The organism is Armatimonadota bacterium, from assembly GCA_031459855.1.
Taxonomy (GTDB): Bacteria; Sysuimicrobiota; Sysuimicrobiia; order Sysuimicrobiales; family Humicultoraceae; genus Fervidifonticultor; species Fervidifonticultor primus.
In genome coordinates, this window is the sequence record JAVKHP010000001.1 from 831,574 (window position 1) to 847,885 (window position 16,312).

15 protein-coding genes and 1 tRNA gene are annotated in these 16,312 nt (G+C 72.7%); 14 read left to right on the top strand and 2 right to left on the bottom strand.

The window, feature by feature from the left end:
• Nucleotides 1-66 precede the first annotated feature (66 nt).
• The 11 genes from QN157_03835 (at nucleotide 67) to QN157_03885 (ending at nucleotide 11,289) form a co-directional block, all read left to right on the top strand.
• Nucleotides 67-876, top strand: coding sequence for an ABC transporter ATP-binding protein (locus tag QN157_03835; protein MDR7554717.1), 810 nt, complete (start codon nucleotides 67-69; stop codon nucleotides 874-876).
• Nucleotides 873-1,742, top strand: a complete 870-nt coding sequence (locus tag QN157_03840; GenBank protein MDR7554718.1) for an ABC transporter permease — start codon at nucleotides 873-875, stop codon at nucleotides 1,740-1,742. The genes QN157_03835 and QN157_03840 overlap by 4 nt, the downstream gene beginning before the upstream one ends.
• 24 nt (nucleotides 1,743-1,766) lie before the next feature.
• A complete protein-coding gene (locus QN157_03845) occupies nucleotides 1,767-2,783 on the top strand; it encodes an ABC transporter substrate-binding protein (protein ID MDR7554719.1) in 1,017 nt (338 codons plus the stop codon).
• Nucleotides 2,784-2,835: 52 nt separating this feature from the next.
• Nucleotides 2,836-4,269 (top strand): MmgE/PrpD family protein, encoded by a 1,434-nt coding sequence (locus tag QN157_03850; protein ID MDR7554720.1) that lies wholly within the window; start codon nucleotides 2,836-2,838, stop codon nucleotides 4,267-4,269.
• Between the two features lie 97 nt (nucleotides 4,270-4,366).
• Nucleotides 4,367-5,089, top strand: a complete 723-nt coding sequence (locus QN157_03855) for a GntR family transcriptional regulator (GenBank protein MDR7554721.1) — start codon at nucleotides 4,367-4,369, stop codon at nucleotides 5,087-5,089.
• Nucleotides 5,086-6,063: an aminopeptidase gene (locus QN157_03860; GenBank protein MDR7554722.1), complete on the top strand. Its 978-nt coding sequence runs from the start codon at nucleotides 5,086-5,088 to the stop codon at nucleotides 6,061-6,063. Before QN157_03855 ends, QN157_03860 begins: the two co-directional genes overlap by 4 nt.
• 64 nt (nucleotides 6,064-6,127) lie before the next feature.
• Entirely contained in the window at nucleotides 6,128-7,093 is a 966-nt protein-coding gene (locus tag QN157_03865; protein ID MDR7554723.1) for a tripartite tricarboxylate transporter substrate binding protein, read from the top strand.
• A gap of 13 nt (nucleotides 7,094-7,106) precedes the next feature.
• Nucleotides 7,107-7,559 (top strand): tripartite tricarboxylate transporter TctB family protein, encoded by a 453-nt coding sequence (locus tag QN157_03870; protein ID MDR7554724.1) that lies wholly within the window; start codon nucleotides 7,107-7,109, stop codon nucleotides 7,557-7,559.
• Nucleotides 7,559-9,061, top strand: a complete 1,503-nt coding sequence (locus QN157_03875; GenBank protein MDR7554725.1) for a tripartite tricarboxylate transporter permease — start codon at nucleotides 7,559-7,561, stop codon at nucleotides 9,059-9,061. The genes QN157_03870 and QN157_03875 overlap by 1 nt, the downstream gene beginning before the upstream one ends.
• A 3-nt stretch (nucleotides 9,062-9,064) precedes the next feature.
• Entirely contained in the window at nucleotides 9,065-9,841 is a 777-nt protein-coding gene (locus QN157_03880; protein ID MDR7554726.1) for an SDR family oxidoreductase, read from the top strand.
• The gene (locus tag QN157_03885) at nucleotides 9,838-11,289 is read left to right on the top strand and encodes a DASS family sodium-coupled anion symporter (GenBank protein ID MDR7554727.1); all 1,452 of its coding nucleotides are present in this window, start codon (nucleotides 9,838-9,840) and stop codon (nucleotides 11,287-11,289) included. The genes QN157_03880 and QN157_03885 overlap by 4 nt, the downstream gene beginning before the upstream one ends.
• Nucleotides 11,290-11,502: 213 nt before the next feature.
• Here the strand turns inward: QN157_03885 and QN157_03890 are convergent.
• Nucleotides 11,503-11,578 (bottom strand) — tRNA-Glu (locus QN157_03890).
• A 490-nt stretch (nucleotides 11,579-12,068) separates the two neighbouring features.
• Here QN157_03890 and QN157_03895 point away from each other — a divergent pair.
• Genes QN157_03895 through QN157_03905 form a run of 3 tightly spaced genes read left to right on the top strand, consistent with a single transcriptional unit; the run spans nucleotide 12,069 to nucleotide 15,282 of the window.
• Nucleotides 12,069-12,707 (top strand): methyltransferase domain-containing protein, encoded by a 639-nt coding sequence (locus QN157_03895; protein ID MDR7554728.1) that lies wholly within the window; start codon nucleotides 12,069-12,071, stop codon nucleotides 12,705-12,707.
• Between the two features lie 3 nt (nucleotides 12,708-12,710).
• Nucleotides 12,711-14,285, top strand: coding sequence for a PIG-L family deacetylase (locus QN157_03900; GenBank protein ID MDR7554729.1), 1,575 nt, complete (start codon nucleotides 12,711-12,713; stop codon nucleotides 14,283-14,285).
• Nucleotides 14,286-14,298: 13 nt separating this feature from the next.
• Entirely contained in the window at nucleotides 14,299-15,282 is a 984-nt protein-coding gene (locus QN157_03905; GenBank protein MDR7554730.1) for an EamA family transporter, read from the top strand.
• 2 nt (nucleotides 15,283-15,284) lie between these two features.
• On the opposite strand, the gene QN157_03910 is transcribed toward QN157_03905, so the two are convergent.
• Entirely contained in the window at nucleotides 15,285-16,292 is a 1,008-nt protein-coding gene (locus tag QN157_03910; GenBank protein ID MDR7554731.1) for an LLM class flavin-dependent oxidoreductase, read from the bottom strand.
• Nucleotides 16,293-16,312: the final 20 nt, after the last annotated feature.

A 16,312-nucleotide genomic window follows, 5' to 3' on the forward strand; every position in this document is an offset into this window, starting at 1 on the left:
TACTGCCACCTCACCGCATGCAGGAGTTCGACATAGGTATATTGTATACCAGCACGAGCGATGCCTGTGACCGCACCCATCATCGAGGTTCGCGACGTTTACAAGGTCTTCGTGCCCCGCGGGGGACGCGAGCGGCGTGCGTTCGTCGCCCTGCGGGACGTGGCGCTGACGATCGAGGCCGGCCGGTTCGTCTCGTTCGTGGGCCCCTCGGGATGTGGCAAGAGTACCCTGCTCAACATGATCGCCGGCCTGGTACGCCCCACCGACGGGGAGGTGCGGTACCGGGGTGCGCCGGTGGACGGCGTCAACACCGACGTGGGCTACATCACCCAGGACGACAACCTGCTGCCCTGGCGGACGCTGCAAGAGAACGTGGAGCTGGCCCTGGAGTTCCGGGGCGTCCCGGCCCCCGAGCGCCGCCGGCGCGCGGCCCAGTACATCGCGCGAGTGGGCCTGGCGGGGTTCGAGCACCACTACCCCCACGAGCTCTCGGGCGGCATGCGCAAGCGGGCGGCGCTGATCCGCACGCTGATCTACGAGCCGTCGGTGGTGCTGATGGACGAGCCGTTCGGCCCCCTCGACGCCCAGACCCGGGTCATCATGCAGGACGAGCTGCTGCGGCTGTGGGAGGGATCGGGCAAGACCATCGTCTTCGTCACCCACGACCTGGTGGAGGCCATCGCGCTCTCCGACGAGATCGCGCTGTTCAGCCGCGCGCCGGGGACTATCAAGCGCGTCTACCGGGTGCCACTGCCGCGGCCCCGGGACGTCTTTCACATCCACGCCGCCCCGCACTTTCCGGCGTTCTACGACCAGCTGTGGCACGACCTGCGCGAGGAGATCGCAGACGTCGGACTGGAGGCGATGCCCACATGAGCGCGGTGCACACCGCGGCCCACCCGGCCGCCATGCGCGCCGAGGCACTACGCCAGCGGGTCGAGCGCGAGGAGATCCGCCGCCAGCGCCAGGAACAGCGGCGCACCACCATCGGCCGCCTGCTGTTCGCTGGTGCGCTCCTGGGGGCCTGGGAGCTGGCCGCGGGCCGGCTGCTCGACGAGTTCTTCACCAGCCGCCCCAGCGCCATCGCCGCCGCCTTCTGGGGCATGCTGACCCGCGAGCAGCTGCTTTACCACCTGCAGTTCACCGTCGCCGAGGCCCTGGCCGGGTACGCCATCGGCGCCGCCGCCGGGCTGGCCTGCGGGTTCCTGCTGGCGCGCCTGGAGGCCGTCTACCGCATCGTCGAGCCCTTCGTCGTGGCGTTCTATGGCATTCCCCGCATCGCGCTGGCGCCGCTGTTCATCCTGTGGTTCGGCATCGGCATCGCCTCCAAGATCGCCGTGGCCGCCGTCATGGTCTTCTTCATCGTCTTCATCAACACCATCGCCGGCATCCGGGCGACGCCGCCGCAGTTCCTGCAGATCGCCCGGGTCATGGGCGCCTCCGAGTGGGACCTGATGCGCAAGGTGGTCTTCCCGGCCGCCACGCCGTTCATCATCGCGGCGCTGCAGATCACCGTGCCCCAGGCCATGATCGGCGCCATCGTGGGCGAGTTCATCTCCGCCAACCGCGGCGTCGGCCACCTGATCAACCGGGCGGCCGGATTCCTCGATACGCCGGGGCTGTTCGCGGGGATCGTGGCGCTGCTGGTGATCGTGCTCCTCATGAACCAGGCCATCACGGCGCTGGGGAACCACCTGATGCGCTGGAATCCCAAGCACGGGACGACCCGGGAGCTGCCGTAGGCGGCCCCAGAAGGGGGGAGACGGATGCACAGGACGACAGGGCGCTCCCTGGCGGTGGTTGCCGCAGTACTCCTCGCCGCTGCCAGCGTCCAGGCCCAGGCACCGCGGGTGAAGATCACCGAGGTGCACACCGGCACGCTGTTCATGGCCCCGGTCTACATCGCCGAGGCCGCGGGCTTCATGGCCGAGGAAGGCATCGACCTGGAGCTCATCGAGGTGGAGAGCGGCGCGCTCGGCATCGCGGCCCTGGTCGCGGGCCAGGCTCAGTTCTTCGACGCCGACCCGTTCCAGGCGGTCCAGCTGCGCCGTCAGGGCAAGCAGATCCTCTTCGTCTACAACCTGACCAAGCGGGTGACGCTGGACCTGGTGATGCACCCCGAGGTGGCCCGCCAGCGCAACGTCACCCGGCAGACCCCGCTGGCCCAGCGGCTGGCGGCGCTGCGCGGGCTGCGGCTGGGCATCACGCGCCCCGGCGCGGCCACCGACGTCTACATGCGCTACTACCTCAAGCGCGCGGGACTGGATCCCGACCGCGACGCGCAGCTGCTGACCATCGGCGGCGGGGCGGGCCTGCTGGCCGCCCTGCGCACCCGCCAGATCGATGCCTTCCACCTGTCGGCGCCCACACCGTACGTCGCCGAGCGCGATGGGTTCGGCGTGGTCGTCATCAAGGCCTCGGCGGGCGACGTGCCCGAGCTCGACAACTTCCTCTACACGGGCGTGGCCGTCCACAACGTCTACGCCAACAGGAACGCCGACGTCGTGCGCCGGTGGGTGCGCGCGGTCACGAAGGCCAACCAGCTGATGCGCCGTGACCAGGCCGCCGCGGTCCAGCACCTGCGCAAGCACTTCCCGCGCACCGACCCGGCAGTGCTGGCCCTGGCGCTGCGGGAGATGCTGCCGGCGCTGTCCGAGGACGGTTCGATGAGCGAGCAGATGATGCAGAAGCACATCGACTTCATGTACGACACGGGCCAGATCACCTACAAGCCCTCGGCCCGGGAGGGACTGTTGTGGACGAACCGGTTCATCGGCAAGTGACCTGCGGGCACCCCGGGCTGGCGCAGGAGGTCGGATAGCGGGAGGTCGGAGGGTGGACACGCAGCAGACCGCGCATCTGCCGCCTGCGGCGGCGGAGGCCGCCGCAGGCCTGACCGAAGACGTCGCCCGCTTCGTGGTCGAGACCACCGCGGTACCCGACGAGGTGCGCGCGCGGGCCACGCAGCACCTGGTGGACGGCGTGGCCGTCATGCTGGCCGGGGCCACCGAGGCCAGCGGTGCCCTGGTGCGCGCGCACCTCCGCGAGGTCGGCGGCCGCCCCCAGGCCCAGGTCCTGGGCGCGGCGTTGCGGGCGCCGCTGCAACTGGCGGCCTGGGCCAACGGGGTGGCCGGGCACGCCATGGACTACGACGACACGCAGCTCGCCACGGACCCCCGCAGCGTCTACGGTCTGCTGACCCACCCCACGGTGCCGACGCTGGCCGCTGCGCTGGCTGCGGCCGAAGAGCTCCGCGCGCCGGGTGGTGCGCTGCTGGACGCCTATACGATCGGCGTCGAGGTCGCCTGCCGCATCGCCGACGCCATCGACCCGCGCCACTACCGTGACGGGTTCCACTCCACGGCGACGATGGGCGTCTTTGGCGCCGCGGCCGCGGCCGCCCGGCTGTACCGGTGCGACCTCGACCAGACGCTGCGCGCCTTCGGCCTGGCCGCGTCCATGAGTGCGGGCCTGCGGGAGAACTTCGGCACGATGACCAAGCCGTTCCACGCCGGCCGGGCCGCCGAGTCGGGCCTGCTGGCCGTGCTGCTGGCGCGGCGCGGGTGGACGGCAGCCACCAACATCCTGGAGGCTCCGCGCGGTTTCTACCGGGCGGCGGCCGGCGGCTTCGACCCCGCCAAGATCCGGGGGAAGCTGGGGCGGCCGTACTTCTTCATGGCGCCCGGCATCTCCATCAAGCCCTACCCCTCGGGGTCGCTCTCGCACCCCGCCCAGGACGTCCTGCTGGACCTGGTGCGCACCCACGACGTGCGGCCCGAGCAGGTGGCCCGTATCGAGGTGGGGGTCAACTCCCACGTGCCCAACGCCCTGATCCATACCCGGCCCCGCACGGCCCTGGAGGGCAAGTTCAGCCTGCAGTTCCAGATGGCCATCGGGGTGCTCGAGCGCGCCGCCGGCATCCGGCAGTTCACCGACGAGAAGGTGCGCGACCCACGGACCCGAGCACTGATGGAGCGCGTGGTCGTGCACGTGGACCCCGAGATCGACGCCCAGGGCTACAACGAGATGCGCATGACCGTGCGCATCACCCTGACCGACGGCCGGGTGCTCGCCGGGCGCGCCGATGCCGCCCGGGGGCATCCGCGCAAACCGATGAGCCGCGCGGACTTGGAGGCCAAGTTCCTGGAGTGCGCGGAGCTGGTGATGCCACGCGCCCAGGCCGACGCGCTCCTGGCGCGCCTGTGGGAGATCCGGACGGTGCCCGACGTCGCCGCCCTGGCGCCGTTGCTGGCGGGCACGGCCCCATGACCGCATCCCCTACGCCCGGCCGGGACGGGCCCGCGACCACGGCTCCGGTGGGCTGCGCGGTGGCGGCAGCGTTGCCGGAGGAGGTGAGGACGCCCCGGTGCGCGACCTGCTGGTAGTCGAGAACCTGCCCACGCGGGAGCTGGTGGCCCGCAAGCTGCGCGACGCGATCCTCTCGGGCCGCTTCCAGCCCGGCGAACGCCTGGTGGAACGCGAGCTGGTGGAGCGCATGGGCGTGAGCCGCACGCCGATCCGCGAAGCGCTGCGGATGCTGGAGCTCGAGGGGCTCGTCACCACCGTGCCCTACCGCGGGCCCGTGGTGACGCGCCCCACCCTCGATGACGCCCGCGCGCTCTACGAGGTCCGGGCGGCGCTGGAAGGTCTGGCGGTGGCGCTCTTCACGCGTCGGGCCGACGTCGCCGCCGTGGAACGGCTGCGCGGCCACGTGGCCGCGGCCGAGGAGGCCTGGGCGCGCGGGGACATCCCCGGGATCGTGGCCGCCAACAACGCCTTCCACGACGAGCTCGCCGCCGGCTGCGGCAACGCGCTGCTGCAGGCGCTGCTGGCGAACCTGCGCGCCCGCATCGTGCTGCTCCGGGTCGAGTCGCTGTCCTACCCGGGCCGCCCCCCGCACACCATCGCCGAGCACAAGGCCATCGTGCGCCGCATCGCCCAGGGCGACGCGGCCGCCGCCAAGCGCCTGAACGAACGCCACATCATGCACGCCTGGCGCGCCGCCCGGGCCCAGCTCCAGGCCCGCCCCGCGCCCGCCGACGCCGGACCGCGCGGTGCGGCCCCCGCGCCGTCGGAGGCGCGGCCATGATCGCCCCCATGGCCCCCACGGCCCGGCGCATCATGGAGCAGGTGCTGGGTGTGCGGCCGGGCGAGCGGCTGGTCATCGTGACCGATTTCGAGCGCCCCCGCACCATCACCGACCTGCTGGCCGCTGCCGGCACGTTCTACGGCCTGGAAACCGTGGTGGTCACCATGCCCGCCCGCGAGATGGGCGGCGAAGAACCCCCGCCGGCGGTCGCCGCGGCGATGCGCACCGCCGACGTCATCATCGTCCAGACGTCGCACTCGATGACCCACACCAACGCCGAGCGCGAGGCGCTGCGCGCCGGGGCCCGCGTCTGCAACCTCCGCGAGGTGGACGAGGAGATGATGGTGCGGGGCGGGGTCACCGCCGACTACGAGCAGGTCGACCGCATCACCCGCCGCGGCGTGGCGCTGCTGGCGGAGGCTGCGCGGGCCCGCGTGACCACGCCAGAGGGCACCGACCTCACGCTGGACCTGACCGGCCGGCCGGCGTTCGGCCTGGCGGGCTTCGCGCGCCGGCCGGGAGAGTTCTCGGGACTGCCCGACGGCGAAGCTGCCATCGCCCCGCGGGAGGGCCGCACCGAAGGCGTGCTGGTCGACCCCTACCTCATCGAGAAGATCGGCCCGGTGACCGAGCCGTTCCGGCTGGAGGTGCGCGCCGGGCAGATCGTGCGGGTGGACGGGGGCGCCCAGGCCGCCGCCCTGCACGCGATCCTCGAGCGCAAGGACCCCGGCGGTCGCAACTTCGCCGCCGAGCTGGCGCTGGGCACGAACCCGGCGTGTCGGGTGATTCCCAAGAGCCGCGAGATCAAGAAGCGCCTGGGGCAGGCGCACCTGGCGCTGGGCGACAACCTGAGCCTGGGCGGGGTCGTCGACAGCGCCATTCACCTGGACATCATCCTCCTCCAGCCCACGGTGACGCTCGACGACGAGGTGGTCATCGACCGCGGACGGCCGGTGTTCGCGGAAGGCCTGTAGCGCGCCGGGACCGCTCTCCCGGCGCGGCAGCGCACGGCAACAGCTCGGGAAGGAGGGGAGCGACATGCGGTACGGCGGCAGACTGGCGGCGGGCGTGGCGCTCGTCGCCATGGTGTGTGGTCTGGGCGTGGCGGCCCTGGCCCAGGGCACGTACCCCAGCAAGCCCATCACGTTGGTGACCCACTCCAGCGTGGGCGCGGGCGGGGACATCTTCCTGCGCAACCTGGCCAAGCACCTGGAAGGCATCGTCCCGGTGCCGATCGTCGTCGAGAACCGCCGGGGTGGCGCGTCGGCCACGGCCGTGACCTACGTGGCCACCAGCCCTCCCGACGGGTACGTGCTGTACGGGTCCACCCCCACGATGCTCCAGACGCCGATGCTCACCCGCACCCAGCACACCTACCTCGACCTCCAACCGGTCGTCAACGTCTTCTTCGACCCGATGATCCTCTACGTGAAGGCCGATTCGCCGTGGAAGACGCTGCCCGACATCGTCAACGCGGCCAGGGCGAAGCCGGGGCAGATTCGCTTCGGCGCCGCCACCCCGGGGTCGGTCGAGCACATGATCGCCCACCAGATCCAGAAGGTCGCGAAGGTCTCGGTGCAGCCCGTGACGTTCGAAGGGGGCGGCGACTTGCTGCTGGCGGTGCTGGGCGGGCACGTGGACCTGGGCGTGGGCGAGTACGCCGAGGTCGCAGCGCAGGTCGAGGCCCGGCAGGTGCGGGTGGTGGCGTCGTTCACCAAGGACCGCCTTCCCCGCACCACCATCCCCACGGCCACCGAGCAGGGCGTGCCCATCGTCGTCACCAAGTTCCGCGGGCTGCTGGGGCCCAAGGGGATGGACCCCCAGGCGGTCGCCTACTGGGAGCGCGTGGTCAAGCAGGTGCTGGAGAAGCCCGCGTACAAGCAGTACTACGAGTCGGTCTACCTGCTGCCGGGCTACATGGACCACAAGCAGTACCGCGCCTACCTGGACATGATGAACCAGACCCTGCGCCGCTACCTCAAGGAGATCGGCGTCCTCAAGTAACGCCGCTGCTTCGGTGCGCCGCGCGGACCTGCTCATCGGGCTCGGCCTGCTGGCCTTCGCCGGCGCCTACTACCGGGCGTCGCTCGACATCGCCCTGGGGTTCGCGTCCGACCGGCTGGGCCCGACGTTCTTCCCGCGGCTGCTGGCTGTCGCGCTGGCGGCGTGCGCGCTGGGCCTGGTGGCGCGGGCGGTGCGCGGCCGGTCCGACCCCGGCCCGCTGCCGCGGGCCCGCGCCGGCGCCCTGGCGCTGGTCGTGGGCCTGACGGTGGGGTACGGCCTGGCCCTGCGACCGCTGGGGTACCCGGTGGCCACGGCGCTCTTCCTGGCCGCGGTGATCCGGGTGTTGGGCCACCGCGACCTCCGCACGCTGGCCGGCGTCGCCGTGGGGGTCACGGCCGCGCTCTACCTGGTCTTCGCGCGCGCCCTGCACGTGCTGGTCCCCATGGGCCCGCTGGGAGGCCGGTGATGCTCGACCGGTTCGTGCTGGGCGCGCAGCTGGCGTTCCAGCCGGTGGCCCTGCTCATGATGCTTTTCGGCGTCGCGTGGGGGATCGTGGGCGGCGCCCTGCCCGGGATCTCGGGGTCCATCGCCATGGCCCTGCTGCTGCCGCTGACCTTCGGCATGAACCCTGCGGTGGCGCTCATGATGCTGGCGGGCGTCTACATCGGTGCCATGTACGGGGGCTCGATCACCGCCATCCTGATCCGCACGCCCGGGACGCCGGGTGCGGCGGCCACGGTCATCGACGGGTACGAACTGCACAGGCGGGGCCTCTCGGGCAAGGCCCTGGGCGTCTCGCTGGTCACCGGGACCGTGGGCGGCCTCGCCAGCGTCGTCATCCTGGTGGCCTTCGCTGTGCCGCTGTCCAAAGTCGCCCTGGCGTTTGGCCCGCCCGAGTACTTCGCCCTGGGGGTCTTCGGCCTGGCCCTCATCAGCTCGTTCGTCGGGCGCGACCTGCTCAAGGGTGCCATCTCGGCGCTGCTGGGCCTCATCGTCGCCACCGCCGGCACCGATCCGTTCTCGGGCACCCCGCGGTTCGTCTTCGGGGGCACCGACCTGCTCACCGGCGTGGAGGTCGCTGCGGGGATGATCGGCCTGTTCGCGGTCTCGGAGATCTTCTACCAGATCGCCGAGGGCGGCGCGTGGGAGACCATCAAGGGCAGGTTCACCACCGCCCTGCCGACCTGGGCCGAGCTGGTGCGCCTGCGGGTGGCCATGCTGGTGGGCATCGTCATGGGCACCATCGAAGGCCTGCTGCCGGGTGGCGGCGGTGCCATCGCCGCGTTCATCTCGTACAACGAGGCCAAGCGCTGGTCGAAGCACCCCGAGGAGTTCGGCCGTGGGTCGCTGGAAGGGGTCGCAGCGCCCGAGACCGCCAACAACGTGGTGACGGGCACGGCGCTCATCCCGCTGCTGACGTTCGGGATCCCCGGGTCCAACTCGGCGGCGATCATGCTGGCGGCCATGATGCTGCACGGGATCGCGCCCGGCCCGCAGCTGTTCGAACGCAGCCCCCAGCTCGTCTACGGGCTCTTCGTCGGGCTGGTGATCGCCAACCTCATGATGCTCGGGCTGGGTCTGCTGGCCCTGCGCCCCGCCATCGCGGTGGTGAACGTGCGGCCGCCGCTGCTGTTCGCGGCCATCCTGGCGCTGGTGCTGGTGGGTGCCTACTCCATCAGCAACCGCATGTTCGAGGTGTGGGTCGTGCTGCTCATGGGGCTGGTCGGCTACGGAATGCGTCGGTTCGGCTTCAACGTCCTGGCGATGGTGCTCGGCCTGGTGCTCGGGTTCCTGGTGGAAGTGAACCTGCGGCGCAGCCTGCTGATCTCGCTGGGCAACCCCTGGGTGTTCTTCACCCGCCCGATCTCGCTGGTGCTGCTGGTGTTCGCCCTGATCACGCTCCTGTGGCCCATCGTCCGCCGCGCCCGGGAGGGCCACACCGTGCGCCGCGCGGCGGCGACCGCCTAGTCCGTGGACCTGGGGTTGCGCGGGAGCGCCGTCCTGCTGGTGGGCGGCAGCCGGGGCATCGGGCGCGAGGTGGCGCGCCTGCTGGGCGCCGAGGGCGCGCGGGTGGCGCTGGTCGGCCGTGACGCGGCCGCGCTGGACGCGGCGGTCGGGGACACGGTCGGCGCCGGGGGCGAGGCCTACGCCGTCCCCGCCGACGTGACCGATGCGGCCCAGGCGACGCGCGCCGTGGCCGCGGCCGTGGCGTGGTTGGGCGCCATCGACGCCTACGTCCACGCCGCCGGACGAGGCGTGCGCGGGGCGTTCGTCGATCTCGACGACGCCGTCTGGCGCGACGCCTTCGACCTCAACGTCTTCGCCGTGGTGCGGATGGTACGGCTGGTCGTCCCCCACATGCGTCGCGGCGGGCGGATCGTGCTGCTGGGCGCTGCGTCGGGCAAGGCGCCCCACTTCCACCAGTCGCCCTCCAACGCGGCCAAGGCGGCGCTGGCCAACCTGACGGTCTCGCTGGCCGCGGAGCTCGCCCCGGACCTGGTGGTCAACTGCGTGGCCCCGGGGCGGATCCTCACCGAGCGGCGCCGCGCCCGCGCCGAGGCCGAGGCCGCACGGGAGGGCCTGACGCCACAGACCTGGCTGCAGCGCGACGCGGCGCCGGTGCCCCTCGGCCGCCACGGCACGCCGCGCGAGGTGGCCGGCGTCGTCGTCTTCTTCGCCTCGCCCTGGGCCTCGTACACCACGGGCCAGATCATCATCGTCGACGGAGGCCTGGTGCGCGCGCTGTGACCCCCGACGAGGTCGCCGCCGACGCCCTGTCGACCGACGCGGCCGCGGTCCGGTCACGGTGGCCGACGGCCGTGTGGGCGACCGCCATCGCCCTGTTCCTGCTGGCGGGGCTCGGGCCGCTCCCGCCGGGCCTGACGCGCGCTGGCGCGCTGGCACTGGCGGGCGTGGGCGCCGCCGTGGTCTTCTGGGCCAGCGGCGTCCAGGATCCCGCCATGACCGGATTGCTGGTCGTCTCGGCCCTGGCGCTGCTGCGCGTGGTGACGTTCGAGGAGGCAGTGGCGGGATTTGGCGCCGAGTTCGTCTGGCTGCTGGCGGCCACCTTCATCCTCGCCCAGGGCATGGCCGATGCGGGCCTGGGGCGGCGCATCGCCCTCGGCATGCTCCGCCTGGCCGGCGGGCGCGCGTCGCTGGTGCTGCTGGCGCTGCTGGGCGTGGTGGTGGTGCTCACGTTCATGGTGCCCACCGCCGCCGGCCGCATCTCGATGGTGCTACCCATCTGCCTGGGGATCGTGCAGGCCGCAGGCATTCCGCCCACGTCCAACTTCGCCCGGGCGATGCTGATCGGCACCTCCCATACCACCATCATGGCGGGCATCGGCGTCGTCACCGGCGCGGGGGCCACCGTCTACGCCGCGGGCGCCTTCGCCAGCCTCGCAGGCCATCGCTGGACGTACCTGAGCTGGATGCTCGCGTTCTTCCCGCCCGTCGTGATTTTCGTGCTGGTGCTCTGGCGCTTGCTGCTGCGCGTCTTCCCACCCGAGCGCGCCGACCTGACGGGCGGTGCCACCTACGTCCGTGACGAACTGCGCCGCCTGGGCCCGCTGCGGCCCGCCGAGCGCAAGCTGCTCGCGGTCTTCGCGGGCATGTACGTCCTGTGGATCGCCGGCCCGCGCTGGCAGATCACGACAGCGCAGGCCGGGCTGCTGGGCGCCCTGGCGCTGCTGGTGCCCGGGATGCAGGTGCTCACCTGGGAACGGGCACTGGGTGCCGTCAAGTGGAACGTCCTGATCCTGTTCGCCGTCTCGCTCACCCTGGCCCACGCGCTGGAGTCCTCGGGCGCCGCGGCGTGGCTGGCCGCCGCCGCGCTGGGGCTGCTGGCCCATCCCTCGCCCCCTGCCGTGGTGGCGGTCCTCGCCCCGCTCATCGTGCTGCTCCGCGTGGGCTTCGTGAACAACCTGGGCATGATCGCGCTGGGTCTGCCCCTGGCCTTCACGCTGGCACGCGGCTGGGGGCTCGACCCGGTCTGGATCGGGCTGATCGTGGTGATGACCGCAGGGCCGGGTTTCCTGCTGCCGACCCAGACCCCAACGGGCATGATCACCCTGGGGTACGAATACTACACCACGCGCGACTACTTGCGGTCGGGACTCCCTGCGTCCTTGGCGCTGCTGGCGCTGGTGGCCGTGTGCGCGCTGGTGTACTGGCCACTGATGGGCTGGCGGCCCTGAGGACGGCTCCTGCCGGCGCCACACCGGCCGGAATGCCGCGCGCAACCGCGGACGACGCGGCGACGTTCGCACCCCGGCGCCACCCGGCAGGACGTGCCCGGCAGAGCCTGACGACCACCACCGAGAGGGCCCGTCGACAACGCCACGACGCGCGAACCCGCTGGGCCAGACGGGGCGCCCGCCTGCCGTCTGTCGTCCCGTCGTGGTGGCTCGTGGTGGCCCCAGGGGGATTCGAACCCCCGTTTCGGCCTTGAGAGGGCCGCGTCCTGGTCCCCTAGACGATGGGGCCGTACCGCTGTACGCGCCGGCTCATTATACGGGACGGGCGCAGGGGTGACAAGGCGCCGGCACACAGCGCGGGTGCAGTGCACGCGCTGCTCCCTCCACGCGGAGCAGCGCCGGGAACACATCGCGCAGGCGGCTCGGGAGCAGTGGCCGCTCTTCCACGCGGACCAGCGCCCGCGTGCAGGTGACATCGCGGGCGTGCGTGGGCGGGCCGTTCCAGCGGACGTGGGCTGTGCAGCGAATACCGCAGGCCCCACCGACTCCGCGGTTCACGGCGCCAGCCGCTCCAGCGCATGCGCACCGTGCAGGGACGACAGACGCACCGCTCCAGCAGCGCACGGGGCATCTCGGTGCCGACAGGAACTCGGGCCCCGGTGAAGAACATACCCTGGTGTTCGCGGCACATCGAACGCCTGTCCGTAGTGTAGAGTCCGGCCGGATACCGGCGCCGGCTTCCGCCACGTAGGCACCCAGGCCTCACGACGGAGCACGTGATGCGGGCGATCTGGCTCGGGTCGTTCCTCACCGACACGGTCTACCTCACCGCGGGCGCGCTGACGTCGCGCTTCGTCGGCTCGCCGCTGCAGCGGGCCATGGCCCGCGGTCGCTACCGCCGCCTGGCGCCGCGCTACGACGCGGACGTCGTGCCACAGGCCGGCTACTTCGACGCGCTGGCAGCCGCCCTCGACCGCCTGCCTGCGGCGCCCGGCCTGGCCCTCGACGTCAGCACGGGCACGGGCGCCGCCATGGGGCTGCTGGTGCGCCGCTTCCCGGGCTGCCGTGGCGTCGCGGTCGACCTCTCACCCGCCATGCTCCAGCACGCCGTGCAGCGGGGGCGGCGCGAGGGCTGGCCGGTGACGTTCGCGGTGGCGGATGCGGCGCGCCTGCCCTTCGCCGACCGGACGTTCGACCTGGTCACCGTGCAGAACGCTTTCCCCGTGCCGCGGGAGCTCGTGCGGGTAACGCGGCCCGGTGGCTGGATCGTCTTGAGCTACTCGACAGGCGGCCCGGCGGTTCCGTGGGTGGCGCGCGCCCTCCTGCGGCGCCTGCAGCAGCTGGGCTGCACCGTGGCAGAGACGCAGCCTGCGGGTCCGGGGCGCTACTTCCTGGCCCGACGCGGGGAGGTCCGGTAGGCCGTGGGCGTCTCCTGTATCGTCGCCGCGTACAACGAGGAGTGCCGCATTGCGGGCGTGCTGGATGCCGTGCGCCGCGTGCGCGAGGTCACCGAGATCATCGTGGTCTCCGACGGGTCGACCGACCGCACGGCGGAGGCCGCCGCGGCGGCTGGCGCCGACCTGGTGGTGGCGCTCCCCAGGAACCTGGGCAAGGGCGGTGCCATCATGGCCGGGGCGCGGCGCGCCAGCGAGGCGGTGGTGTTGCTGCTGGACGCCGACCTGGCCAACCTCAACCCCGCGGAGATCTCCGCGCTCGTCGCGCCCGTGCTGCACGACGGTCGGGACATGGCCGTCGGGGTGCTCGCCCGCGACGTGCTGCAGGCGGTGCTACCGCAGCTGTCGGGGATCCGCGTGGTGCGCCGCAATGCGCTGCTAGCGCACCCCCACCTGGCCCTGACGCGCTTCGGGTTCGAGCGGGCGCTCACCGCGGTGGCACGGCGCGAGCGGTGGACGGTGGCCCGCGTGCCGCTCACCGGCGTCGTCCACCCCACCAAGGAACAGAAATACGGGCTGCTCCACGGCTACCAGGGCAAGGTCCGCATGACGCTGGAGATCCTGGCGCCGCACCGGCGGCGCCGGCATGGGGCCCACGCCGTGCGCCGTGGCGTCCTGGTAGCCACCGGGTTGGCCGTGGTGCTGGGGTATCTGACCATGGGACTGTTCACGACGTCACGGGCCATTGGCAGCCAGCTGGAACCGTTCCCGGACCCCGTCCCGGGTGACCGGTTCCTCGTCGTCGCCGCCCACGCGGACGACGAGATGCTGGCGGCGGGCGGATTGATGCAACGGGTCCTGGCCGCCGGCGGCGATGTCTACGTGGTCCTGGCCACCAACGGCGACGGCAACCGGCTGGCCGCCGCCATCGGCGGCCGGCGACTGATCCCGCGCCCCGCCGACTTCATCGCCGAAGGCATGGAGCGCCAGCGCGAAGCCCAGCGGGCGCTTGGCCGGCTGGGCGTGCCCCAGACGCACATCTTCTTCCTGGGGTACCCCGATCGGGGCCTAATGGCGCTGGCGCAGCAACGCCGGGCGCGCTCCCGCCCGTTCGTCTCCCCCTTCACCAAGTCGTCGCGGTCGCCCTACCCGCTGGCGTTTCGCCCCAACGCGCTCTACACCGGCGACGACCTCCAGCACGACCTGGAGACGATCCTGCTCATGGTGCGCCCCACGGCGATCCTGGTCCACCATCCCGCCGACCGCCATCCCGACCACCAGGCGCTGTTTCAGTTCGTCCGCTTCGCCCTGCGCGCGCGGGAGCGCGACGGGCTGGACCCGTGGCCGCGCCTGTACACCTACCTGGTGCACGCGTGGGACTTCCCGCGGCCGCTGCGCTACGCGCCGGACGCCGACCTGCTGCCGCCGAAGTCGCTGCGCGACCAGCACCGCTGGCTGCGCTTCGACCTGCGCCCCGACGAGCTGGCCGCCAAGCAGGCGGCCATCCGTGACTACAAGACCCAGATGGAGAGTCCCTACCTGCGCCTGCTGCTGTCGAGCTTCATCCGCCAGAACGAGCTCTTCGCCGTCGCCGAGCCCTAACGTCGCGTCGCCCTTGCCGCGCACCCCGCGGGGGCCTGCAGCCCCCCACGACGGAACCACTCGCCAGGCCCCACCGGGGGCGATCGCCACGGCTGCAGCCGGGCGCGCGGGCCCGGGCGCCACGGCGACCCTCGTCGGGTACGCGGCGGTAGCGGGCGCGGCGGTGCTGTGGGGCACCATCGGGCTCGCCTCCCACAGCCTCTTCGCGCGCGGCATGACGCCGCTGGGTGCGGCCACGTGGCGCGCGGTGGGCGGGTGCGTGCTGCTGCTGGTCTACAGCCTCGTCGCCACCCGTCGCGTGCCGCGCGTCGCCGCGCGCGACCTCCCCCTGTTCGCGGCGTACGGCCTGGTGGGCGTCGCCGGGTTCATGACGATCTACTACACCGCCATCGCCCTGACCACGGTGGCCACCGCCGCCGTGCTGCTGTACACGGCACCGGCCTGGGTCGTGGTGCTGGCGCGGGTATGGCTCGGCGAACCGCTCTCGCGCGCCAAGGTGGCGGCCGTGGGCGCCGTCGTCGCCGGATGTGCGCTCACAGCCGGGGGCGGCGGATCGCTGCGCCCCAGCGGCGTCGGCGTGCTGGCCGGACTCGGCGCCGGGCTCACCTACGGCCTGTACAGCATCTTCGGCAAGACGGCGCTGCGCCGCTACCCGCCCCTCACGGTGGTCACCTGCGCCCTCGGCAGCGGGGGCCTCGTGCTGCTCGTGGCGGCGGGCGGCCTCCCGCCCGTACCCGCGGGCGCGGCCGCGGCGCTGGCGTACACCGTCGTCGGGCCCACCGCCCTGGCCTACCTGCTCTACACGACGGGCCTGCGGCGCATCGAGGCGGGCCGGGCCAGCGTTGTGGCGACGATCGAGCCGGTGGTGGCAGCGGTGGGCGGCGCGCTGCTCCTCCGCCAGCCCTTCGGACCGGCGCAGTGGCTGGGCGCGGCTCTGGTCCTGATCGGGGTGCTCGTGGTCCAGGGCGGGAGCCTGACTGACAGGACCCGATCCTGAGGTTATCGCGCGCGCGCGAGGATGTGCTGCGCCGTCAGGCGCAGCGCCCGCTCCTTGTCCAGGCCCAGCGGCGGCCCGACGTTGATCTGTGTGGCTCCCTGGGTGCGGAGCCACGCGATGCGGTCGAGCACCTGGTCGGGGTCGCCCGCGATCGCCAGCCGGTACATGGGGGCCGTCACCAGTGCCTCCGCGCGCCGGAGGTCGCCCGCCGCGACCGCCTCCCGGATCCCGTCGAAGTCGCTGGGCGTCAGCCCGATGGGCGCCAGGGTCTCCGCGCGCAGCGAGGGGCCGTAGTAGGCGATGAGCGGCCGCAGCGCCGCCTGCGCCTGTTCTACGGTCTCGTCGACCGCCCACCAGACGCATGCAGCCACGTCGAAGCCCTGGAGCGACCGTCCGCTTCGCGCGGCGCCCGCGCGAATGTGCGCCACCGCCGCCGGCAGCGTCTCGGGTGGAAAGGCGATGGGCAGCCCGCCATCGGCCACCTCGCCCATGAGCTCCAGGACGCGCGGGCCCTGTCCGCCGACGTAGATCGGGATCGGCGTGGGGTGCAGCGGAAACCGCAGCCGCGCCCCGGCGGTCCACCCCCGGAACACCGCGCCGTCCCACGGCGTGGCCTCGCCGCGCAGCAGGGCCCGCAACAGTCCGACCGCCTCGCGCAGCCCGCCCACCGGCCGGCGCTGGCGCAGCCCGACCCAGCTCAGCGCCGGTGGGTCGCCCGGCCCGATGCCGAGCACGAACCGTCCGTCGCTGACCTCCTGCAGGGTCGCCGCGCGCATGGCCAGCTCCGCCGGGCTGGCCGAGAACGGGTTGACGATGCAGGTCCCGATCCGGATGCGCCGGGTGGCCGCGGCGACCGCCGTCAGCACCACCCAGGCGTCCCGCAGCATGAGGTCGTGGCAGTACCAGACGTCGTCGAAGCCGAGGTCCTCGGCCAGGCGCGCCCACCGCACCACGTCGGCAACGGTTCCCGACGCGCTGTTGAATCGTACCCCGAAGCGCACAGAGGACACCGAGCTCACCTTCGGCTCCC

What these genes read in the sequence shown, in the direction of transcription:
- QN157_03840 (MDR7554718.1), top strand. Translation starts at nt 873, where the DNA reads ATGAGCGCGGTGCACACCGCGGCCCACCCGGCCGCCATGCGCGCCGAG.
- QN157_03845 (MDR7554719.1), top strand. Translation starts at nt 1,767, where the DNA reads ATGCACAGGACGACAGGGCGCTCCCTGGCGGTGGTTGCCGCAGTACTC.
- QN157_03860 (MDR7554722.1), top strand. Translation starts at nt 5,086, where the DNA reads ATGATCGCCCCCATGGCCCCCACGGCCCGGCGCATCATGGAGCAGGTG.
- QN157_03865 (MDR7554723.1), top strand. Translation starts at nt 6,128, where the DNA reads ATGCGGTACGGCGGCAGACTGGCGGCGGGCGTGGCGCTCGTCGCCATG.
- QN157_03875 (MDR7554725.1), top strand. Translation starts at nt 7,559, where the DNA reads ATGCTCGACCGGTTCGTGCTGGGCGCGCAGCTGGCGTTCCAGCCGGTG.
- QN157_03895 (MDR7554728.1), top strand. Translation starts at nt 12,069, where the DNA reads ATGCGGGCGATCTGGCTCGGGTCGTTCCTCACCGACACGGTCTACCTC.